This window comes from Novosphingobium sp. BL-S-32 (assembly GCF_056857055.1).
Window position 1 is genome coordinate 261,061 of sequence record NZ_CM166477.1, and the last position, 23,259, is coordinate 284,319.

Below are 23,259 nucleotides of genomic sequence, written 5' to 3' on the forward strand. Positions count from 1 at the left end.
TTGAGTGGCCGCCCTAACCCATGACATCCCCCGCCAGCAGGTCACCGCGGCGATCGACCTGCTGATGCATAACCTCGTCAACATCAAGGACGAGACCGGCGAATTCCTGCTGCACCTCGAAGACGGCCGCGTGATCGACACCAAGGGCTGGGCCGGCTGGGAATGGACCCACGGTGTCGGCCTGTTCGGCATGTGGCGCTATTTCGAGCAGACCGGCGACGAGAAGGCGCTGGACATCATCCGCCAGTGGTTCGAGGACCGCTTCGCGGAGGGCACGCCCACCAAGAACATCAACACGATGGCGCCCTTCATCACGCTGGCCTACCTCTACGAGCTGGACGGCGATCCGCGCTATATTCCCTATCTGGACACCTGGGCCGAGTGGCTGATGGCGCCCGATGGCTTGCCCAAGACCGAGGAAGGCGGCTTCCAGCACATCGTCTACAACGACGAGAACCCCGGCGAGCTGTGGGACGACACGCTGATGATGAGCGTGCTGCCGCTGGCCAAGATCGGCCTGCTGCTGGGCCGCCCGCACTATATCGAAGAAGCCAAGCGCCAGTTCCTGATCCACATCAAGTACCTGGCCGACAAGAAGACCGGCCTGTGGTTCCACGGCTGGGATTTCAACGGCCGCCACAACTTTGCCGAGGCGCTTTGGGCGCGCGGCAACTGCTGGGTGACGATCGCCATTCCCGAGATCATCGACCTGCTCGATCTCGAACCCGGCGATGCCTTCCGCACATTCCTGATCGATGCGCTGGCCGCGCAGGTCCGCACGCTGGCTGGTGCGCAGGACGCGGAAACCGGCCTGTGGCACACGCTGATCGACGATCCGACGAGCTACCTTGAAGCCTCCGCAACGGCGGGCTTCGCCTATGGCATCCTGAAGGCCGTGCGCAAGGGCTACCTGCCCCGCGAATACGAAGCTGTGGGCATCAAGGCGGTGCGCGGCGTGCTCGCCAATATCGACGAGACGGGCGAGCTTCAGCAGGTCAGCTTCGGCACGGCGATGGGCGACACGCTCCAGTTCTACAAAGACATCGCGCTCACCTCGATGCCTTATGGACAGAGCCTTGCCATCTGCGCGCTGGCCGAGTTCCTGCGGACCTATATCTGACGATGCGCGGGGCGGCTTCCCTGTTGCTGGCGGCGGGCTTCGCGCTCGCCGGTCCGGCGCAGGCGGCCGCCACGCCGCCTCATGAGGACTGGGTGCATTTCGAGCCTGCGCGCGGGGATTTTGCTCTCGCGAAGGACGGCCGGGTCGCGCAAGTCGTCACGGCGCCGGAAGACTACGACGTGGTCCGCATCGCCGCCGAGGACTTGCGCGGTGACCTGACCGCCGTCACCGGCGTCAAAGCGGCATCGGGCACTGAGGTCTGGATCGGCACTTTGGGCCGCAACCCGGGCATCGACCGGCTTGTCGCGGCGGGCCGGATCGATGCTGCCAAGCTGCGCGGCGCATGGGAAAGCTTCGTCATCGCCGCCGTGCCGAACCCAGCGCCCGGCGTGAAGCAGGCGCTGGTGGTGATCGGCAGCGACCGGCGCGGGACGGCCTACGGGGCTTACGAACTCTCGCGCGCCATCGGCGTCTCGCCGTGGCACTGGTGGGCGGACGTTCCGCCCGAACATCACGACGCGCTCTACGTCTCCGCCGGAACGCGGCGCTTCGGGCCGCCTTCGGTGCAGTATCGCGGGATCTTCATCAACGATGAGGACTGGGGCCTCGTGCCCTGGGCGCAGGGTACTTTCGCCCCGAACGAACCCGCACCGGGGCCGAAGACCTATGCGAAAGTCTTCGATCTGCTGCTGCGGCTGCGCGCCAACACGCTCTGGCCCGCGATGCACAAAGCCAGCCGCGCCTTCAACGCCGATCCCGCCAATGCTGCGCTGGCCGAGCGCTACGGCGTGGTCATGGGCACCAGCCATGCCGAACCGATGCTGCGCAACAATGTGGGCGAATGGACGGGCAAGGCGGACGACTTCAACTACCTGACCAACCGCGATGCCATCCGCGATTACTGGCGCCAGCGGGTCCGCAGCAATGCTGCCTACGAGACGATCTGGACGCTCGGCCTGCGCGGTATCCATGATAGCGGCATGATCGGCCCGAAGACCGACGAGGAACGCCGCGCCGCGCTGGAACAGGTCTTCGCCGACCAGCGCCAGATGCTGGACGAGGCCGGGATTGCCGGCGCGCCGCAAGTCTTCACGCCCTACAAGGAAGTGCTCGACATCTACCGCGCCGGGCTGAAGGTGCCGGGCGACGTGACGCTGATGTGGACGGACGACAACTTCGGCTATCTGCGCCACTTTCCCGACGATGCCGAGCGGGCGCGCGGCGGCGGCAACGGCGTCTACTACCACCTCTCCTACCTCGGCGCGCCGCTCTCCTACATCTGGCTTTCGACCACGCCGCCTGCACTGATCCGAGAGGAAATGGGCCGCGCGTGGGACAAGGGCGCACGCAAGATGTGGATCGCCAATGTCGGCGACATCAAGCCCGCCGAACTCGGCATCGACTATTTCCTGAGCCTTGCCTGGGATATCGAGGGCACACGCACCCAGCCGATCGGGACCTGGGTGGGCCAATGGGCCGAGCGCGCTTTGGGCCAGGGCACCGGCGCGCAGGCCGCCGACGTGCTGGGCGATTACTACCGCCTCAACTTCGCGCGCCGTCCCGAGCATCTCCAGTGGTATCTGCCGGGCGAGAAGCCGCATGCCAGTCCCCTCAGCATCGCCGAGGCCGACGCGCGCCTCGCCGGGTTCGCGGCGATGGAGCAGCGCCTTGCCGCGCTGCGCCCGCTGATCCCGGCCGTCCGGGCCGATGCGTTCTTCGAACTGCTGGACTATCCGGTCTCCGCCTCAGCCGCTGCTAACCGCCGCTTCTTCGCCGCCGAGGCACATGACGCGCTACGCGATGCGGACCCTGCGGAAAGCTGGCGCCGCGCACGGATCGCCGCTGATGCCGACGCGGAACTGACCGCCCTCACCCGCCGCTACAACCGCGAGATCGCGGGCGGCAAGTGGCGCGGGATCATGGCTGTGGAGCCCGCCGACGGCCAATGGCGCGGCTTCCGTCTGACGCCGCCCGTCGTGCCCGCCGTCGCCGAAATGCCCGCCGTTGGCGATGCCGCGCTCGTGCCAGCCGCTCCCGTTCTGCCCATGCTGACGCCCGCGCAATTCGCACGCGCAAAGGGCTGGCGTCTAGTCGACGGCCTCGGCCGCAACGGCGCGGTGCTGGGCGCGGGAGCACCTTCGGCGCCGACAAACGCATCCATCGTCCTGCCTGCCGGAAACTGGCGCGCGGTGGTCGATCTGCTGCCCGCCTACCCCTGGGATAACGGCGACATGCTGCAGCTGACTGTCCGCGTCGACGGTACCACGCAGACGCTGAACGTGCCGCGCCATACCGGAGACCGCGACTGGGCCCGCGCCGTGCTCGACAACCGCATTTCCCTGCCGCTCTCTGCCGCGCTCGGCGCGGGGCAGCACAGGGTTTCCATCGAAAGCGGCGACCCCGCCGTGATGATCGAGGCGATCCGCTTCGTCCCTGCTGACAAACCCATTACTCCGACATAATAACAGACGCCAATCGGTCCGCCCACGAAGGCGGCCCCTGCAAAAGAACAATACGGTGAAGGATCCTGTAGTGCCCCAAAGCCAAGCGGCCGTGCGTCCCGTGCGCCTGAGAAACTACCTCGCCTATGGCTCCAACGACGTGCTCGGGGCCGGATCGATGGCGGTCATCTCCGGCTGGGTGCTGATCTTCTACACCCAGTTCTGCGGGCTTTCGGCGGCACAGGCAGCGACGATCTTCGCGGTGGCGCGGGTGCTGGACGCCTTCGCCTCGCCGATGATCGGCTATATCTCCGACCACTTCGGCACCACCGCGCTGGGCCGCCGGTTCGGCCGGCGGCGGTTCTTCATTCTCGCCGCGATCCCGTTGCTCCCCAGCTTCGCGCTGATGTGGCTGCCGGGGCAGCATTTCTGGTACTACCTCGTCACTTACGTGCTGTTCGAGCTGGTCTACGCGATGGAGATCATCCCGTTCGAAACGCTCGCGGCGGAAATGGCCAGCGACTACCGCGTGAAAGCCAAGTTCGCCGGTTCGCGCATCCTGTTCGGGCAGGCCGCCGCCATCCTCGCGGGCTTCCTGCCGCTCTGGCTGATCAATACGCTGGGGCGCGACAGCGCGGATACCTTCTTCTACATGGGCCTGATCTTCTCGGGCCTGTTCATGGTGACGGCAGGGCTGCTCTATCTTTTCAGCTGGGAGCGCCACATGCCCGGCGGCACGCCGCTGCCCGCAGACCACCGCAAGACGGCGGCCGGGCCGGTGGACGCGCTGAAGGCGCTTTACCGCAATCTCTTTTCCACCATGCGCATCCGCGCCTTCCGCCTGCACCTGGGCATCTACCTCGGCGGCTATATCAGCCAGGATATCTTCAACGCCGCCTTCATCTTCTTCGTGATCTTCGCGATGGCAGGCACCACCGCAATTGCCTCGGGCCTGCTCGGCACGATGTATATCGTGCAGTTCGTGGCGGTGGTGATCGCCATCAACATGGCCCTGCGCGCCTCGCCCAGTACGGCCTACCAGATGGCCGCCGCCAGCTTCGCGGCGGGGGCGATCACGCTGGTCGGCTTGTGGATCGGCGGCGTCACGGCCACGAGCCACATGGTCTGGATCCCCATCGTTCTCGCAGGCCTCGGACGCGGCGCGCTCAACTACATCCCCTGGGCCACCTACAACTACATGGCCGACGTGGACGAGATCGTCACCGGCCGCCGCCGCGAGGGCAGCTTCGCGGGCGTGATGACGTTCGTGCGCAAGGCCACGCAGGCGGCGGCCGTGGCGGGCGTGGGCTTCGTGATGCAGGCGGGCGGCTTCGTCTCTGGCGCGGCGCGGCAGAGCGACGGCGCCATTCACACCATCGCATTGCTGCTGGGCCTCGGCACCGTGGGCATGCTGGTGTTCGGCGTTGCCGTCTCGATGCGCTTCCGCCTCTCGCCCGCCACCCACGCGGTGCTCATGACCGAGATCGAGCACTTGCGCAGCGGCGCCCGCACGCCCACCAGCCCCGAGGCTCAGGCGGTGGTGGAAGACCTTTCGGGCTGGCGCTACGACCAGCTTTGGGGTCGCAACCCGCTGGTGGAGCAGGGCACCGCGAACGGTGATCTCGGCGAGCCGGTGAACGCGGGGAACTGATCCTGTGGTAAGTGCGGGGGCGTGAATGCGCTCCGCCACTTCCACCCACTCCGCTCATCCTGAGCCTGTCGAAGGATGCGAGGCCTCGCGCCACGCCCGCAGGGGGCTTCGACAAGCTCAGCCTGAGCGGAATTGAGATGTCATGGTTGCCTTATCCGGCGCCCTGCACCCCGCACGCGCCTCCCTCACCGCCTCGGCGCGCGGTAGCCGACGGCCTCGCCGATGCGGCCAGCCGCCGCCACGATCGCGGCAACAAGCTCAGGCACGATATCGTCGGTCAGATAATGCGCGGCACTCGCGATGGAGATGGCGATGCAGATCTGGCGGCGCGCATCGCGGATCGGCACCGCGATGGACCGCACACCGTCGCCCAGTTCGCTGTCATGCAGCACATAGCCGCGCGCCTTGTGCTCGCGCATCAGCGCGATGTATTCCTTCATCGCCTTGGCCGGAACCTTGCCGCCATTGGCCTCGCGGTAGAGGTCTTCCCAGACCGCCTCGTCCTCGTCGAGCAGCAGCGCCTTGCCCAGGCCGGTTTCGGCGATAGGGCGGCGATCGCCCGGCGCGGTCGCCACGCGCAGACGCTGGCGGCCGGTCACGCGGTCAAGGTGGCGCGACCAGTTGCCTTCGCGCTTGCCGACGAAGACGCAAAAGCCGGTCTCGTCTGACAGCTTTTCCATGAACGGACGGGCGACGCGCACGAAGTCGATCTGTTCGGTAGCCATCACGCCCAGTTCGAGCAGCTTGGGCCCCAGTCCGAACCCGTCGTTCGTGACCGAAAGATAGCCGCGCGAGCGAAGCGCCTGCGCAAGGCGGTGCGCGGTGGTCTTGCTCATGTCCAGCTTGCGTGCGAGATCCGCCGCGCGGATGGGGCCGTCGATCACTTCGTCCATGATGTCGAGTGCACGCATCAATGTCTGCGTGCCCTTCACTTCGACATCGGGCTTGTCCTCGCGCAGTGTCGCCATTGGTCAGAATCTCGCTGTTGCGGTCCACTTATAGGGACGCATGTCCACCTGTCCCACCGATCTATACCCTGCACGGGCAAGGTCAACTCAATTGCATGAAGCGCGTCGGCGCCAATCCATCACGCGGAGAGTATGTCGAGCGCCCTGGCTAGCACATCGTCAGGCTCGCCCTGCGCCGCGATCCGCGCCCATCCGCCAAGATCGCCCAGCGAATAGCCGAGCTGACGGTCGACGACACCGGCGTCGGCATCCGAAGCATCGCCCCGGCGCGCATCGACGCGGGCGCGCAGGACATCGCCCGGCGCTTCCAGCCACAGACCGGTGAAAGGGACTTCGCAAGCGCGCGCCACCTCCGCCAGAGCATCGCGCTCGGACGGATCGGCCAGAACGCCATCGACGATCACACTGCGGCCCGCCCACAGGGCCGCCTGCACTTGCGTCATCAGCCGGGCATAGACCTCGCGGCTCTGCTCGCGCGTGTAGGCGGAAGGCGGCAGCCGCGTTTCCGGCGGCACGCCGGCCATGCGCTTGCGCAGCACGTCGGTCCGCAGCCACCGCGCGCCGGGCGCGCTTCCGACATGCGGGGCCAGCCCGCCCGCGAGCGTCGATTTGCCGGTGCCGCTCAGCCCGCCGACCGCGACGAGGCGCGGCACCGGCCGGTCGAGAAAAGTGAGCGCCGCCGACAGATATCCGCGCGCGGCAACGCGCCGCCGTTCGCCCGCTGCGGGGTCGGTCTGACGCGCGGCCATGCTCGCGCTGACATGGGCGCGGACCGCCGCGCGCATCGACAGGAACAGCGGCAGTGTTTCCAGGCCCTCGCTTTCGCCGGACATGTCGCAATAGCGATTGAACAGCAGCGACGCCTCGCCGTGCAGGCCGCGGCGCCACAGGTCCATGAGTACGAAGGCGAGATCGTAGAGCACGTCCGATGTCGCCAGTTCGGGATCGAATTCAAGGCAATCGAACGGCGTCGGCCGTCCGTTCCACAGGCAGATATTCGCAAGATGCAAGTCGCCGTGGCAGTGTCTTACGTGGCCGTCCATGGCCCGGCGGTCCAGCAAGGGCGCGATCCGGTCCAGGTCGGCAAGGCTGCGGCGGCAGAGGTCGTCGCAGGTCTCCGCAGGCAGCAGGCCATCGGGAAGAGCGGCCATGCTCGTGCGGTTACCTTCGATTACCGAGCGCACCCGTGCGGCGCCCGGCCCGATCACGATTTCCGCGCTCTGGTGGAACGCGGCAATGGCATCGGCCAGTTCGCGGATCAGGAGCGGATCGAGCGGGCCTTGATGCGCCACCGTATCGAGCAGGCATTCAGGCGCGAAGCGGCGCATGACCACCAGCCAATCGACCGGCTCGCCCTGCCCGATTGCAAGCGAACCGTCCGGCAGACGGCCCACCGGCTCGACCGCGAGATAGAGGTCCGGCGCGGTGCGGCGGTTGAGTGCGAGTTCGGCCTCGCAGACCTTGCGGCGCTGCGCGAGAGTGGAGAAATCGAGATAGGGAAAGCGCACCGCGCGCTTGAGTTTGTAGACGCGCTCACCGGCGAGGAAGATCAGGGCGGCGTGGGTATCGATCCGCTCGACGGGCGTGTCGAGGCCGTAGCTACCGGCTTGCGAAAGGAAGGCGGTTGTCTCGGCCTGATCGTCGCAATCGCGCATGCCTCGTTCGTCTCCGGTTGCGGCCTGCATCGGCCTAGCCGAACCGCGCGCGGCGGTCGAGAAATCTCGGGCCGCCTGCCGCTGCGCAAAAACTTTCGAATTTTCCCACTCGCTTGCGGCGAGGCGCTTGCGAAGGCGGCCAAACCTGTCCTAGCGACGGCGGATGGTCGCACGTTTCCGTAAATTCACGCTCCTCGCCGGGCTGGCCGCCCTTGCTGTAACTGCCGGTGCCAAAGCCGCCGAAGCACCGCCGCAGCGGGTGCTCTATTCGGGCGCAACCGTGATCGACGGGACCGGCGCCCCGGCCCGCGCCGGTCAGGACATTCTCGTCGAGGGCGAGCGCATCGTCGCGGTAGGGCCGCATGGCTCGCTGCCCGCCGGACAGGCGCGCAGCGTCGACCTCGCAGGGCGCTGGGTGATCCCCGGTCTGATCGACACGCATGTCCACATGGCCACCCCGCCCAACCCAAAGCGGGCGCAGGCGATGCTGCGGCGCCTGCTCTACGGCGGCGTCACCACGGTCCGCGATATGGCGGACGACTTGCGCTCGGTCAGCGAACTGTCCCGCCAGACGCTGGTCAGCGAAATCCCGGGGCCCGACATCCGCGCCGCCGCCGTCACCGCCGGACCGCCGTTCTTCAACGACCCGCGCATCGGCGCGGTCAGCATGGGCTACAAGGCGGGCACCGCCCCCTGGGCGCAGGCGATCGACGAGAGCACCGACATTCCCCCGGCGATCACGCTGGCGCGCGGCACTGGCGCTGCCGCGATCAAGATCTATGCCGACCTGCCGGCCGACCTCATCGCCAAGCTAACCGCCGAGGCGCACCGGCAGGGCATGCTGGTCTGGGCGCACAGCGCGGTCTTCCCGACGCGCCCGGCGGACGTGATCGCGGCGGGCGTCGATGTCGTCAGCCACGCCTGTTATCTCGCCTATCAGGTCGAGCCGGTCATGCTCGCTTCCTACGAGGATCACACCCCGGTCAACGAGAGCCTGCTGGCGAAGACGGGCGACGATCCAGTGATCGCCGGGCTCTACAAGGCAATGCTGGCGAAAGGCACCATTGTAGATGCCACCGGCAGCCTTTTCGTGCGCTACGACAAGCTGCGCAAGACGCACCCGGAAATCCGCCCGCTGCGCTGCACCGGCGCGACAACCGCGCGGCTGGTGCGGCAGGCATGGAAGGCCGGAGTGCCGGTTTCGGCAGGCACGGATTTCGAGGCCGATGTCGCCAGCCCCTGGCCCGCACTCTATGACGAGCTGGACTTTCTTGCCCACGATGTCGGCATGCCGCCGCTGGAGGTGATCCATGCCGCCACGCTGGTCGGCGCCGAAGCGGCCGGGCAGGCGAAGGACACCGGCTCCATCGCGGCGGGCAAGCTTGCCAATTTCGTGGTGCTCGCCGCCGATCCCGTGAAGGACATCGGCAATGTGCGCAGCATCGCCATGACAGTGAAGCGCGGCAAGGAATTCGCCCGCGCCGACTACCGGCCGGTGACGGTCGAGGAAATGGGGAATGACGATGAAGATTGATCGGCGCGCATTGATCGCAGGGGGCTCGGTCGCGATGGCCGGTGCCGCGCTGGGCCCGCGTGCCATGGCGGCCGCCGTGGGGGCAAGCGATCCTGTTTCGGGGCGCATCGTCATCAACGCGCTGGGTGGTCTGGGTGACCCGAACAGTCCGGAAGGCGGCGACGCGGTCCTGTTCAGCCCGCGCGTGCTGGAAGAGGCGCGCGCTTCGGGGCTTACGGCCGTCAATGTCACGCTCGGGTACGTTTCGGGCCCGCAGGACCCGTTCGAATTCAGCGTGCGCTCTGTTGCCGAAACCGATGCGGCCATGCGTGCCCATCCCGACCGCCTGCTGAAAATCCTGACCGCCGCCGATATCCGCAAGGCCAAGGCGGAAGGCAAAGTGGGGGTCATCTACGGCTTCCAGAACGGCGCGATGATGGGCAATGATGCCTCGCGCGTGGACATCTTCGCGAACCTTGGCGTCAAGGTGATCCAGCTCACCTACAACCCGGCCAACCAGCTTGGCGATGGCTCGATGGCCCCGGAAAACCGGGGGCTCACGCCCTTCGGCCGCGAAGTGGTCGAGCGGCTGAACGCGGCGAAAGTCATGGTCGACCTGTCGCACAGCGGCGAGCAGACCTGCCTGGAGGCGGCGCGTATTTCCAAGGCACCGATCTCGATCAACCACACGGGCTGCCGCTCCGTCACCAACCTGCCGCGCAACAAGACCGACGCGGAACTGCGGCTGGTGGCCGAAAGGGGCGGGTTCGTGGGGATCTACTCGATGCCGTTCCTCAACCTCTCCGGCCATGCGACGGCCGAGGACGTGGTGCGCCACATCGACTATGCCGTGAACCTGTGCGGCGAGGACCACGTGGGCATCGGCACCGACGGCACGGTGACGCAGATCGACGATCTCGTCGCCTATCGCGCCGCACTCGCCAAGGAGATCGCCGAGCGCCGCGCCGCCGGGATCAGCGCGGCAGGCGAACGGCCTGACACCTACCCCTTCGTGGTCGACTTGCGCGGCCCCGACCAGTTCCGCAAACTCGCGCGGATGCTGGAGGCGAAGGGCTATTCGCAGGCGCGGATCGACAAGATCCTCGGCCTGAATTTCCTGCGCTACGCCGAAACCATCTGGGGCGCGTGACCATGCGGCTGATCGATGCGGCGGAAGTGGCGCAGCGGCTGGACCACCGGACCGGCATCGCGCTGGTGCGCGAGGCGATGATCGCGCTCTCGACCGGCGGCAGCAAGCAATTGCTGCGCGGAATCATCGACCTCGATGAGGGCAATGCTTTCGGCGTCATGCCCGGCGCGCTCACAGGATCGGGCTTCGGCGCCAAGATCGTGAGCGTCTTTCCGGGCGCGGCGGCGCAGGGCCGATCGCATCAGGGCGTGATCGTGACGTTCGATCCCGTGACCGGCGCGCCCGCCGCCGTCGTCGATGCCGGTGAGGTCACCGCGATCCGCACCGGCTGCGCGACCGCCGTCGCCACCGACGCGCTGGCGCGCGCGGATGCCAAGCGTCTCGCGATCCTCGGCACCGGCGAGCAGGCCTGGCACCACGCCGCCGCACTGCGCCATGTCCGCCCCTTCGAGGCCGTCTCCATCTGGGGCCGCGATCCCGCCAAGACGCGCGCCATGGCGACGCGGATCGAGCGGGACTTCGGCCTTGCCACCCGCACGGCCAGTAGCGTGGACGAAGCGGTCAAGGATGCGGACGTGATCTGCGCGGTCAGCGCCGCCGCCGAACCGATCCTGCTTTCGGAGCAAGTCGCCGATGGCGTTCACGTCAATGCCGTCGGTTCAAGCCGTGCCGGGCCGGTCGAGATCGATCCCGCGCTGGTCCGCCGCACGCGCTTCATTCCCGACCACCGCGTGGGCGTGCTGGCACAGGGGGCCGAGTATCTGCGCGCGGTCGAACTCGGCCTTGCGGCCGAGGACGATGTCGGTCCCGAAATCGGCAGGATTCTCGCCGGCCTCGACGCCGGGCGCGAGTCCGCGTCGCAAGTCACGGTCTACAAGTCGCTGGGCTCGATCGTTCAGGACCTCGCCTGCGCGGCCTTTCTCGCACACTAAGCCCGGAGCCGGCGACCGACCTGCCCGTGCAGATCGGCACGCCGGCCCCGGACATGCAGGATCAGTGGGCGGCGCCCCCCAGCGCCTTGGCCCAGCCCCGCATATCGGAGGCGAAACGCGTGAGTTCGCCCTCGTCCTCGAACACCGAGTGACCGGCAGCGTAGCTTAGCGATGTCCGCCGTTCGGGCCCGACCCCCACGCGGTTCAGCGCAAACTGCCCGGCCGCGAGCGGGGTGGTGATGTCATAGTAGCCGCCCACGGTCATGACCTTGAGCGAAGGCTTCGCCGCCATCGCATCGGCAAGGTAAGGCGCGAACCGAAGCGTGCTGTAAAGCTCTCCCTTGCCCCAATTCCACTTGAAGTTGATACCGAGATTGAGCGTTCTGTAAGCGCTCGGCAGCGGATAGCCGAGCTCCTTGCCGATATAGTCCGCCAGCAGCGTGCCGGTTTCCGCGCCCAGCGTCATCGAGGGATCGTCGAAGGGCGGGTGCATGTTCGATTCGCTGATGGCGCGCGTCACGCGCCCATCGAGCTGGCCGGTCCGCAGCCCCTTGGCGCCCAGCAGTCCGAGCATGAATGCATGCCGGTCGAGTTGCAGTCCGTCCTTCTCAAACTGCGCTGCGGGCAGGCCGACCAGTTCGGACAGCCGCGCGGCCACGCGCGCGCGTTCGGCCGGCGCCAGCGAGGCCCCGGCGATCAGGGCGCGGGCGTAGTCGTTCTCGGCAAAGGTGCGCGCCTCGGCGAAGTATTGCTCCACCGTCAGGCCCTTGCGGTCGACGGCCTGATGGTACCACGCGACCGCCGCGAGCGTCGGCAGGAGCGAGACGTCCGAGATCACCGGACCATCGTTGTCGCCGATCGCCAGCGAGAGCAGGGCCACGCCATCGGGCAGCGGTAGCTTGTCCTTGCTCTCTGCGCCCAGCATCGCCAGCGCGCGGGCCGTGCCGTAGCTTTCGCCCACGAGCGCAAAGGGCGCGTCGGTCCGGTGGTTCGCCTCGCGCCAATGCTGCACCACTTGTGCAACCGCACGGGCATCGCCCTCTACCGAAAAGAGGCTGGTGGCATCGGCGCCCTTGACCGGCATGCTCACCCCGGTGCCCGGCGGGTCGATGAAGACAAGATCGGCCACGTCGAGCAGACTATGCGGGTTGGCCTCCAGGTGCGGCGTCGTGCCCTTTCGGTCCGCGATCCGTACCGGCCCGAAGGCCGAGAAATGCAGCGGCGAGGACGAGGCGCCGGGGCCGCCGTTGAACACGAACAGCACCGGGCGTTTCGCTCCGCCCTTGGCGGCCGGCGCAACATAGGCATAAGTCACAACGACAGCGGCCGGCTTGCCCTTGTCGTTGGAGACGGGCGTCTCGGTGACGATGGCGTCGTAGGCCATCGTGCGTCCGCCGATGGCGCCCTTGTGATGGGTCACGATCACCCGCTCGGTCGCTGCTTCGCGCTCCGCCATCGGCTCCATCGCCTTGAGGAACACCGGCGGCATCGGCAGGCTCTCGTCCTGTGCGTGGATGGCCGTGGCCGGAAGCGCGGCAAGCGCGAGCGCAAGAAGAGGAGCGCGCAGGATCGTCTGGGTCATCGGGTGGTTCTGTCCTGTCAGGAAACGGCGGGAGATTGGGCCGGGAGGGCATCGATCAGGCGTTCGATGTCATCCATCGTGTTGAACCACGAAGGGCAGACCCGGAAACGGTTGCGGCTGAGCGTGATGCCGATCCCGGCCTTCTCCAGCGGCTCGGACAGCCGCTTGTAGGCATCGGGCAACACGCAAGTGAGCAGCGGGCTGCGGCATTCCGGGGGCGTCACCACGGTATAGCCCTTCGCAGGCAGCGCTTCGTGCAGGCGCCGCAGCATCGGCTGGCGATGCGCCGTGATGTTGTCGACACCCAGTTCGAGCAGCCGCGCCAGCGACCAGTCGAGCTGCGCCATCACGCCGTGCGAATGCGTGCCCATAGCGAACATGCCCTCGGCATCGGCGCGCGGTGTCACGTCGGCAATCGTGTCTCCCGGCGTATCGAAAGGATAGACATGCGGCGTGAAGCCATCGAGCTGATAATAGCCATATTGCGGCCGCTTGAGCCCGGCGAGCCGGTCAGGCCGGACATAGAGGAAGCCGAGCCCGAAATCGCCCATCAGCCACTTGTACGAGGCGGTCGCGGCGAAATCGACGCCGCTCGCAGTCAGGTCGAGCGGGACGGTGCCGGCAGCGTGGATGATGTCCGCATAGACCATCGCCCCGCGCGCGTGGGCGATCTCGCAGATGCGCTTCAGGTCGTGCTCGAAGCCGTTGTAGGTCGAGACCACGGAAAGGCTGACGAGCCGGGTATCGGGACCGATCGCCTTTTCGTAGGCGGCCGGATCGATGCGCCCGTCCACCGGGCGGATCCAGCGCACCTCGACACCTTGCCTCCCCAGTTGTTCGTAGAGCCAGAAGGAGCCGAAGAAGTGCAATGTGTCGGTAACGACGCTGCCCTTGCGGGCCGGAAGGTCGAGCGCGTCGACCACCAGTTGCTCACCCGCCGTGGTGCTCTGCACGAAAGCGAGATCGGAGGGCGCGACATTGACCAGGCGGCCGAAGGCGGACTTGATCCGGGTCTCGACATCGTGGCTCGACCACGAACGCCCTTCCGCGCGGGCCTGAAGATAGGCGTCGAGCGAAGCCTTCGCGGGCAGCGGCACCGGGTGCATGGTGCCGGAATCGAGGTAGACCTTGCTCAAGGTCGCGAAATCGCCGGGCCGGGCCAGCGAACCGGCAGCGGCAGGCGCGGCAAATGCGCTTCCGGCCACGGCAGGCGCCAGAGGCACGAGCGCCGATCCGCGAAGCACGGTCCGGCGCGAGAGTATCGGCATTCGAGGCGAATCGGTTCGCTGGATCATTTACGCATCCTAGGCAAAGGCTTGCGCATAAGAATTGCGCATTTGACCCGAGCGACAAGATAGCGCCCCCGGAACTCGGTGCATGACGATCGGGCACGTCCCCCATTCGTGCATAAAATTGCCGCGCAGGCTGCGCTAGCTTGCTCCGCGCCAGTCCGATCCCGAAAGGCCGTCCATGCCCGCCAAGCCGCTTTCCATCCTCGGCGCCCTGCTCGCCGCCATCGCCGCGCCGCCTATCGCGCAGGCCCATGCTGACACGCGCGCTGTCGCTCATGGGGCGAACACGCCCGCCTGTCCGGCAGGAGCGAGCGGCACGCAGAGCAGTCTTTCGGCCGAACGCGGAGCCTTCGCCTACCGCGCTTGCGCAGGCACGATCGCCATTGCCGACGAGACCGGCGCCAAGGCCGCGGACCTGTTCTACACCGCCTATCTTGCCGCCCCGCAGGGCGCGACGCCGCGCCCGATCGCATTCGTATGGAACGGCGGCCCCGGCGCGGATTCGCGCCTGCTGCAATTCCACGCACTCGGGCCCCGGACTCTCAAAGGCGAGACGCTCTCCGACAATCCGGACAGCCCGCTCGCCGTCGCCGATCTCGTGTTCGTCGATCCTGCCGGTACCGGCTTCAGCCGCGCCGCATCCGACAAGGCGGCCGAGCGGCTCTACTCGACCACCGGAGACTTCGCAGCGACCGCCCGGTTCATTCGCACCTTCCTGAAGGCACAGCACCGCGAGGGTTCGCCGGTCTATCTCGTCGGTGAGAGCTTCGGCACCTGGCGCGCTTCAGGCGTGGCGGAAGCGCTGATCGACCAGGGGCAGCCGGTCGCCGGGATCGCGCTCATTTCGGGCGGCATTCCGATGGGCGAGGAGCGCGACCGGGCGCTGATGCGGGCGCTGACCCTGCCCAATCGCACCGCCACCGCGCTCGCGCTGGGCAAGCTCGACGCTGCATTTGCGGCCGATCCTGCCGCTGCCCTTGCCGCGTCCGAGGACTGGGCGCGCCGGGTCTGGTACCCCGCCCTTGCCCATCCCGAGGCAGTGGACGACGCCGCGCGTGCGAAAGTGGTCGCGGATCTGGCGCGCTACACCGGCCTTGCGCCCGCCCGGATCGATGCGAAGACGCTTTGGGTTTCGCCCCGCGATTTCCGGCGCGGCCTCATGGCCGGAGAGGGCAAGACGCTGGGCATCTTCGACATGCGCCGCACCGATGCCGCCGAGGACGAGAAGCAGGGCAGCGCCGCCATCCTGGATTTCTACCGGCGCCAGCTCGGCTACGCCGGCGGCCAGTACGCCGGTATCGACGTGCCCGCGCTGCCAGTGGGCGAGCATTGGCAATACGACCAGTCCCCGATCACGAAGGAATCGCTGGCGCGCGCCATGGCAGGCGAAGGTCCGCCGAGCGCCTCGCAGCCGTGGGTGCAGCACGTGCTCGAAAAGGCGCCCGAGAGCCGGATTTTCGTGGCGACCGGGCTATACGATTCGCTCAACGGCTGCGCCGCCAACCGGCAGGCGGCGGGCGATTTTCCCGCTGCGCTGGCCGCGCGGATCGCCGCGCACTGCTATCCCGGCGGGCACATGATGTACGAGGACCCCGCCGCCAGCCGTCAATTTGTGCAAGACCTGTCCACTTTCATTTCCAATCCACAAAAGCGCGCAAAGCAGGACTAAAAATTTCTCACGCGCCATTGGCGCGATAATTTCAATGCGTGGAGCCCCCCGCCGCGCATGCACTTCGCAAAAACCTGCCGCACGCCTTGGGCTAGGGTCGTCGCCAACAGGTGAAATTCAGACAGAACATGAGGGGTAGTTCGATGACAAACAGGGAGCAGCAGCAGCGAATGGGCAGGAGCGGGGGCCTGGCAGGCCTCATGGTTTCCACCGCCTTCGTCGCGATCTTCGCCGCCACGCCAGCATATGCGCAGGACACGGCGGCCTCGGCCAGCGAGGAACCCGCGCACGACATCGTCGTCACCGGCTCGCGCATTCGCCGCGACCGTGCCGCCGAGAGCGCGCCTCTCGACGTGGTGGATGCCCAGACGATCACCGATCGCGGCTTCACCAGCGCGGCGCAGGCACTGAACCAGCTTACCTCGAACAGCCCGATGCTCAATCAGGCCGACGGCAGCGGCAACGGCAGCGGCTCGGGCCAGCAGTTCCCCAACCTCTTCGGCCTTGGCGCCGGACGCACGCTGACGCTGGTCAACGGCCGCCGCATGGTGACCAGTTCGTCCGGCCTTGGCGACGCGCAAGTTGACGCCAACATCATTCCGCTGGGACTGCTCGACCGGGTCGAAGTGGTCCAGGGCGGCGGCGCGGCCGTCTACGGTTCCGACGCCATTGCCGGCGTGGTCAACTACGTCCTCAAGGACAAGTTCGAAGGCATCGAACTCGACGCCCAGAACGGCATCGCCTCGCGCGGCGACTTCCATACCTACAGCCTGCGCGGCACGGCCGGCACCAACTTCGCCGGCGGCCGCGGCAACGTGGCAATCGATGTCAGCTATGCGAAATCGCCAACGCTGATGTTCTCGGCCCGGCCGCTTTCCGCGCTCGGCCGTCTGACCGTCAGCAATCCCGATGATACGGGCCCGAGCGACGGCATTCCGTCGGTTAAGGAACTGTTCGACGCGCACTTCTGGGAATTCAATTCCAACGGCGTGCTGTTCAACACGCCCGCGCCGTTCACGCGCTTTCTCACCCAGTCGAACGGCACGCCGCTGCAATTCGATTCCAGCGGCAACGTCGTTCCCTACAACCCGGGCACCGAGGTCGGCATTCCGTTCTCGAGCGGCGGCGACGGCTATGCCTACCGCGACCTTGCGGGCCTGCGCACCGGCGTCGAGCGGTTCACCGGCAACCTTATCGCGCACTATGACGTGACCGATGCGATCAAGCTGCGCACCGAATTGCTCTATGCTCGCACAGAAGGCACCGAGATCCCGCAGGGCCAGAGCCGCACAATCCTGAACTACGGCACTTACGCCGGTCCGGTGATCTTCACGATCGACAATCCCTACCTGACGGACCAGGCCAAGGCCGCACTTTCGGCCGCGCGTCCGGCGTTCGCCGCGGGCGCGCCGCTGTTCCTCTCGAAGTACTTCAACGACCTCACGCCCGACAACACGCAGACCTACAAGACGGACACCTATCGCGCCCTGCTCGCTCTCGACGGCGATTTCTCGGCCGGTGAGCGCAATTTCTACTGGAGCGTCTCGGGCAGCTACGCCCGCGTCAACGGCAAGACGCGCGGCTGGAACGTCGACAACACGAAATACGCCAATGCCATCGACTCGGTGCTATCGGGCGGCAAGATCGTCTGCGGCATCAATGCCGACGCCGACACCACCAACGACGATCCCGCCTGCGCACCGATCAACCCCTTCGGCAACGGCAATGTCTCGTCCGCAGCGCGCAACTATGTGAGCGTGCGCACCGGTCAGGACTACACCAACGAACAGACCGACCTGCTCGCCACCATCGGCGGCGACGTGGTTCGCCTGCCGGGCGGAACGGTCAAGTTCAGCCTCGCCTACGAACACCGCGACGAGCAGGTGTCGTACACCCCGCTCGAAGCGAACCAGCTCGGCCTGTTCGAAGGCGGCACCATGGAAGTGGCGCAGAAGGCCGGTTACAACACCGACGAGCTTTCGGGCGAACTTCTGATTCCGCTGGTGGATCAGGCCATGAACGTGCCGATCGTGCGCCTGCTGGAGGCAAGCGCGGCCGGGCGGCTTGTCGACAATTCGATCGCGGGCAAGGAACAGGTCTGGGATCTCGGCCTGCGCTGGCAGCCGGTTGACGGGATTACGCTGCGCGTATCGCGCAGCCGCAATTTCCGCGCGCCGACGCTGGCCATGCTGTTCGCGCCCTCGACAACCGCACTGGGCTCGGTCGGGTTCGACCCTTGCGATGCCGACCGTATCAGCAGCGGGTCCAACCCGTCGGTCCGCCAGGCCAACTGCCTGGCCGCCTTCCAGGCCAACCCGAATTACGGCGTAGAAGCCGACGGCACCAACGCCGGGAAGAGCGCGGCCGAGCGCCTCGCCGCCTTCCAGGACCCGTCGGAGAACTTCGAGCGCGCCACGATCACCACCGGCGGCAATCCGAACTTGCGCAACGAGATCTCGGATACGTTCACTTACGGCGTCGTTCTCCAGCCCGCCTTCGTGCCGGGCCTGACGATCAGTGCCGACCGCATCGAGATCGATCTGAAGGACGGCCTCTCGGCCTTCACCACGGAGGACTTCACCTCCGCCTGCTACGACAACACGACCCCCGACCCGACCGTCTGCAACGCTTTCACGCGTCTTGCGGCGTCGGACGGCGTGAGCCCGGGCGGCACCATCGTCACCGGCACGACGACCACGTTCAATGCGGGCATCGTCAAGTATCGCGGCGAAGTCTACGCGCTCGACTACACCTTCGCGCCGGGTGACATCGGGACCTTCCACCTCGGCGTGAGCGCAACGCACAATTCGCTGCTGACCACCTCGGTCACCGGCGAGACCTTCACGCGCACCGACAACACGTACGAGAAGCCGACCTGGGAAGGCCGTCTCAACCTCGACTGGAGCCGCGGCAAGGTGCGGGTGAGCTATCAGGCCTATTATCTCGACAAGACCAAGGCCGCATACGACGCGACGATCGAGAACAATCCCAATCCGATGCTCGACAGCAACCTGACCCACTCGATCTCGGCGCAAGTCGACCTCGGCGGCTTCTCGCTGCGCGCCGGTATCGACAACTTCACCGACGAAGGCCCCTCCTACCCGCAGATCGCCTACGGCGACATCCTCGGCCGCCGCTTCTGGATCGGCGCCAAGGTCAAGATGTGATCGAGGCTGCGGCGGTGACGTTTCAACGGCACCGCCGCAGCTCTTCACGTTCCTTCCGAACTTTCCGGTAGATTACAGACCCATGGCCGAAAGCCCCCCCCTGACCACGACCTCTTATGCCGATTGGGTCAGGCGCTCGATCCTCAGGAACAGTTCGTCGCGCGACCTGCTCGTCGGCCTGTTCGAAAGCTCGGTGCCGGAACCGACCGAACTGCTGCGCGAGGTCCTGCTCGAAGGCTTCGGCAAGGGCGTGACCTCGCGCTACACGAGCACATTCGTTCGCGGGAACCCGTACCTCGTGGCCGCGCTGGCGCGGGAATACGGCGTTGGCGAAGGCCAGGTGCTGACGACCACCGGGGCGACGGGCGCGCTGTCGCTGGTCTACCGCGCGCTGCTGGCTCCGGGCGAACGTATCCTGATCGAAAACCCGGGCTTCGATCTGTTCGCCAATCTCGCCCATGCCACCGGTAATGGCGTGGATCGTTTCGAACGGCGCGGCGCGCGGTTCCAGATCGATCCCGTCGAACTTGAGGCGGCGATCGGGCCGAAAACCCGTCTCGTCGTGCTCAGCAACTTGCACAATCCCTCGGGCATGGCGCTCGATGACGAGACCTTCTGCGCGCTGGGAGAAATCGCCAACCGGCGCGGCGTCACCTTCGTCTTCGACGAAGTCTACGGCGGCTATGCCGGGGAAGCCGCGCGTCCGGCGGCCGCGCGCGGAATCTCGCCGCATTTCCTCTCCATCAGCAGCGTGACCAAGCTTTACGGCCTTTCCACCCTGCGCTGCGGCTGGATCGTCGGCGACGAGGCCACGCTCGGCCCGATCCGCGACATGGCGCGCGAAGTCGAATTCGCCATTTCCAACCTGGCGCACGGGATCGCCGCGCTGGTCGTCGAAAACCCGGCGCGGTTCCGCGAGAACACCTTTTCCGTCCTTGGCCGGGCGCGGCCGATCATCGAATCCTACCACGACCACTGGCGCGCGCAGGGCCTTGCCGAGGGCGACCTGCCCGAGCACGGCTGCATTGCGTTTCCCCGCCTTGTTGGCATCCGGGACACGCTGCACTTCTCGGGCTGGCTTTCCGATCGCTGCGGAGTACTGGTGGCTCCGGGCGACTACTTCGGCGCGCCCGGCCATATCCGGCTTGGCTTCGCAATGGAGCCATCGCGGCTGGATTACGGGCTTCAGGCGCTGACCGACAGCCTGCTGACCTACCGCGAAACCCACCGAAATACGGACACACGATGATGCCCACTTCGCCGAAGCCCTCGGGTCGCACCGAAAGAGCGCAAGGACGAGCGATGAAATTCGCCGCGATTGCGCTGCTGGGGGCATTGCAGGGACCTGTCCCGGTACTGGCTCAAGAGCCGGCGCCGGGACAGGTTCCCATCGCATTGAAGATTGCTGCCGAGATCAGTCCCCCTGATCTGGGCCAGCATGTCCGCGTCGAGCTGGGAACTGTCCCTGTCTCAGCCGGCGCGGACACCACGCCCGCCACCGCCGGGTTCCTGTCCTATTCGCAGCCGCCCGCCCGCAAGAGTTCCGCGCGGAAAGCCTCCGGGCACGAACGTCCCGTCATATTCGCCTTCAACGGCGGCCCCGGCGCATCTTCGGCCTATCTGCAAATGGGCCTGCTGGGCCCCGCACTCGCCCATGTTCCGCAGGACCCGGCGGCGCCCGGCCAGACCTCGACCGGAAACATCCCCGGCGCATCTGCCCTCTACGGCCTTGCCGATGTGGTCTTCATCGACCCGCCGGGCACCGGATTTTCCCAGCGTCCCAAGGGCGCGGCCGCCGCGCCGTACAGCACCGTCTCCGGCGATGCCCACGCCGCCGCGGACCTCGTGCGCCAGTGGCTCTATGCCCATGACCGCCAGAAAGCCCCGGTCTACATCCTTGGCGAGAGCTACGGCACGATCCGCGCCGTTGCCATGCTGGACGCGCTGGACGAGATGGGCCTTGGCGGCAACGTGCGCGGCGTCGTCCTGCTCGGGCAGGCGCTCAACATGATCGAGACCTCGCAGAGGCCCGATAACGTCGTGACCTATGCGGTCTCGCTGCCCACGCTCGCGGCCATCGCCTGCTACCATGGCAAGCTCAAGGCCCCCTGCACCGCCGAGGCGGTCACGGCAGAGGCGGCCCGTTTCGCCCGCGACGTCTACCTGCCCGCGCTCTATCGGGGCCGCGACCTCCCGCAGGAGGAACGCGCGCGCATTGCCGCGCGGCTGGAGGAATTGACCGGCATTCCCGCCGCCTTCTACCTCGCCAACGACTTGCGCATTTCCAAGGAGCGCTTCCGCGTCGAACTGCTGCGCGGGGAAAGCAAGGTCATGGGCCGCTACGATGCGCGCTACCTTGCGGCGCGTCCGGCGACAGTGACGACGATGATGCCCGGCGATCCCTCGTCGCCGATCTCGGACATCTACGGGAAGGCGATGACCGATTACCTGGCATCGACGCTGAAAGTGCCGGATGCCGCAAGCTACAAGGTGCTCGCCCGCTTCGAGGACGAGTGGCGTTATGGCGGCGCGGATTCGCCTTTCGCGGACTGGCCTTTCATGGCCACGGTGGAACGACACGCGCAGTCAAACACCTGCCTTCGCCTCTTCGTCGGCACCGGCCTCTATGACACCACCACCACGATTGGCGCGGCGGACTATCTCTTCGCGCAGTCCAGCCTGCCCACGGCGCGCTACCGCAACGCGCGCTACGTCGGCGGGCACGTTTTCTATTCGGACGATACCAGCCGCGCGCGGTTCCAGGCCGACCTCGTCCAGTTCATCAAGGCGGATCCCTGCACATGAGTGACCATACCAGCAGCCTGCGCAAGGGCATCGGCCTGTGGGGGGTCGTCTCGATGGGTCTCGGCACGGCCGTCGGCGTGTCGATCTTCTCGGCGGTCTCGCCCGCGACCGCGCTCGCAGGGCCGGGGATGCTGCTCTCGGTGCTGATAGCCGCGCTGCCGATGTATCTCATCGCCGTGAGCTATGCCTATCTCGGTTCGGCCGATCCGGTGTCGGGCGCGAGTTTCGTGTGGCCATCGCGCTATCTCAGCCCGACGCTCGGCTTCTTCATCGCCTGGATGCGGATCATCGCCAACATGGGCGCAATGGTCGTCCTGGCACTGGTGCTCGTGCGCTATGTCTCGCTGCTCGTGCCGCTTCCGGTAAAGCCCACGATGTTTGCGGTGCTCGTGCTTGCGCTGCTGGCCAATATCTTCGGCGTTCATGTCGCCGCGCGGGCGCAGACGCTGATGATCGGCGCGCTTATTGTGCTGTTCGGCCTCTTCGCGATCTGGGGCGGGTTCGGCGCGGCCGAACCGGCCCGCCTTGAACCCTTCTTGCCGCACGGCATCCATGGCGCGATCGCTGCCGCGCCGCTGCTGATGGGCCTCTTCTTCGGCATCGAGGCGGCGACCGAGGCCGGTTCGGAAGTGGCCGAAAGCCGGCGCAATATCCCGCTGGGCATTGCCCTTGCCATCGGTTCGGCGACAGTGCTCTACACCGCCGTCGCGTTCGTCGCGCTCGGGGTTCTCGGCCCGGAAGCACTGGCGGGAAGCAAGGCACCGATCCTGGAGACGGCACAGGCTTTCATGGGCCCGCTTGCCGTTCCGGTGATCGTTCTGGCGGCCATCGTCGCCATCGGTACCAGCCTCAATTCGATCTTCACGATGTTCAGCCGCAGCCTCTTTGCCATGGCCGAGGCGGGCGTGCTGCCACGCGTGCTTTCGCAGGTTCACCCGCGCTGGCACGTGCCGCACATGGCGCTGCTGGCGGTCTTCGCGATCGGCTGCGCAGGCCTGCTGATGCCGATGGAACTGACGTTCCTGTTTCTCGCCGTGAACATCCCCAATCTCGCCAAATATGCGAGCATCTGCTTCTGCGCCCTGCGCGTCGCGCGCGACCGGCCGGACCTTCACGCAAGCGCCAGCTTCCGCCCCGCCCGCCGCCAGATGATGATGCTTGGCGGCACCGGAACCCTCTGCGCGATGGGACTGATCTTCGTCGGGCTTGAGACCGACTGGCGGCCCTATGTCCTGCTTTTGATCTGGGGCATGCTGGGCGCGGTCTGGTACTTCGCCAGGAGGAACGGCAGGGAAGTCTGACTTCCCTGCCCAT

15 protein-coding genes are annotated in these 23,259 nt (G+C 66.9%); 11 read left to right on the forward strand and 4 right to left on the reverse strand.

Annotated features, from left to right (window positions below; translation table 11 throughout):
• Positions 1 to 4: 4 nt before the first annotated feature.
• The 3 genes from bglB (at position 5) to AC1VVK_RS18090 (ending at position 5,212) form a co-directional block, all read left to right on the forward strand.
• Entirely contained in the window at positions 5 to 1,120 is a 1,116-nt protein-coding gene (bglB, locus tag AC1VVK_RS18080) for a beta-galactosidase BglB (protein ID WP_482906178.1), read from the forward strand.
• A gap of 2 nt (positions 1,121 to 1,122) precedes the next feature.
• The gene (locus tag AC1VVK_RS18085; protein WP_482906179.1) at positions 1,123 to 3,582 is read left to right on the forward strand and encodes a glycosyl hydrolase 115 family protein; all 2,460 of its coding nucleotides are present in this window, start codon (positions 1,123 to 1,125) and stop codon (positions 3,580 to 3,582) included.
• A gap of 70 nt (positions 3,583 to 3,652) precedes the next feature.
• Positions 3,653 to 5,212: an MFS transporter gene (locus tag AC1VVK_RS18090; RefSeq protein ID WP_482906180.1), complete on the forward strand. Its 1,560-nt coding sequence runs from the start codon at positions 3,653 to 3,655 to the stop codon at positions 5,210 to 5,212.
• 185 nt (positions 5,213 to 5,397) lie between these two features.
• Here AC1VVK_RS18090 and AC1VVK_RS18095 read toward each other — a convergent pair whose 3' ends face one another.
• Both AC1VVK_RS18095 and AC1VVK_RS18100 read right to left on the reverse strand, forming a co-directional pair.
• A complete protein-coding gene (locus AC1VVK_RS18095; RefSeq protein ID WP_482906181.1) occupies positions 5,398 to 6,180 on the reverse strand; it encodes an IclR family transcriptional regulator in 783 nt (260 codons plus the stop codon).
• Between the two features lie 119 nt (positions 6,181 to 6,299).
• Positions 6,300 to 7,835, reverse strand: a complete 1,536-nt coding sequence (locus tag AC1VVK_RS18100) for a bifunctional aminoglycoside phosphotransferase/ATP-binding protein (RefSeq protein ID WP_482906182.1) — start codon at positions 7,833 to 7,835, stop codon at positions 6,300 to 6,302.
• 163 nt (positions 7,836 to 7,998) lie between these two features.
• Here AC1VVK_RS18100 and AC1VVK_RS18105 point away from each other — a divergent pair, with 163 nt between their 5' ends.
• Genes AC1VVK_RS18105 through AC1VVK_RS18115 form a run of 3 tightly spaced genes read left to right on the forward strand, consistent with a single transcriptional unit; the run spans position 7,999 to position 11,430 of the window.
• Positions 7,999 to 9,369, forward strand: coding sequence for an amidohydrolase family protein (locus AC1VVK_RS18105; protein ID WP_482906183.1), 1,371 nt, complete (start codon positions 7,999 to 8,001; stop codon positions 9,367 to 9,369).
• Positions 9,359 to 10,498, forward strand: coding sequence for a dipeptidase (locus tag AC1VVK_RS18110; protein WP_482906735.1), 1,140 nt, complete (start codon positions 9,359 to 9,361; stop codon positions 10,496 to 10,498). Before AC1VVK_RS18105 ends, AC1VVK_RS18110 begins: the two co-directional genes overlap by 11 nt.
• Positions 10,499 to 10,500: 2 nt before the next feature.
• Positions 10,501 to 11,430: an ornithine cyclodeaminase family protein gene (locus tag AC1VVK_RS18115; RefSeq protein ID WP_482906184.1), complete on the forward strand. Its 930-nt coding sequence runs from the start codon at positions 10,501 to 10,503 to the stop codon at positions 11,428 to 11,430.
• A gap of 61 nt (positions 11,431 to 11,491) precedes the next feature.
• Here the strand turns inward: AC1VVK_RS18115 and AC1VVK_RS18120 are convergent, their stop codons facing one another.
• A complete protein-coding gene (locus AC1VVK_RS18120) occupies positions 11,492 to 13,012 on the reverse strand; it encodes a S10 family serine carboxypeptidase-like protein (RefSeq protein ID WP_482906185.1) in 1,521 nt (506 codons plus the stop codon).
• 17 nt (positions 13,013 to 13,029) lie between these two features.
• Positions 13,030 to 14,307, reverse strand: coding sequence for an aminotransferase class V-fold PLP-dependent enzyme (locus AC1VVK_RS18125; protein ID WP_482906186.1), 1,278 nt, complete (start codon positions 14,305 to 14,307; stop codon positions 13,030 to 13,032).
• 175 nt (positions 14,308 to 14,482) lie between these two features.
• Between AC1VVK_RS18125 and AC1VVK_RS18130 the strand changes: the two genes are divergently transcribed.
• The 5 genes from AC1VVK_RS18130 to AC1VVK_RS18150 all read left to right on the forward strand — a co-directional run bounded on the left by AC1VVK_RS18130 (position 14,483) and on the right by AC1VVK_RS18150 (position 23,246).
• Positions 14,483 to 15,973, forward strand: a complete 1,491-nt coding sequence (locus AC1VVK_RS18130) for a S10 family serine carboxypeptidase-like protein (protein WP_482906187.1) — start codon at positions 14,483 to 14,485, stop codon at positions 15,971 to 15,973.
• Positions 15,974 to 16,116: 143 nt separating this feature from the next.
• Entirely contained in the window at positions 16,117 to 19,140 is a 3,024-nt protein-coding gene (locus tag AC1VVK_RS18135; RefSeq protein WP_482906188.1) for a TonB-dependent receptor domain-containing protein, read from the forward strand.
• A gap of 82 nt (positions 19,141 to 19,222) precedes the next feature.
• Entirely contained in the window at positions 19,223 to 20,389 is a 1,167-nt protein-coding gene (locus AC1VVK_RS18140) for a pyridoxal phosphate-dependent aminotransferase (RefSeq protein WP_482906189.1), read from the forward strand.
• Between the two features lie 53 nt (positions 20,390 to 20,442).
• Positions 20,443 to 21,945 carry a S10 family serine carboxypeptidase-like protein gene (locus AC1VVK_RS18145; protein ID WP_482906190.1) on the forward strand — a complete coding sequence of 501 codons (1,503 nt, stop codon included), beginning with the start codon at positions 20,443 to 20,445 and terminating at the stop codon, positions 21,943 to 21,945.
• Positions 21,942 to 23,246, forward strand: coding sequence for an APC family permease (locus AC1VVK_RS18150; protein ID WP_482906191.1), 1,305 nt, complete (start codon positions 21,942 to 21,944; stop codon positions 23,244 to 23,246). Before AC1VVK_RS18145 ends, AC1VVK_RS18150 begins: the two co-directional genes overlap by 4 nt.
• The last annotated feature ends 13 nt before the right edge of the window (positions 23,247 to 23,259 follow it).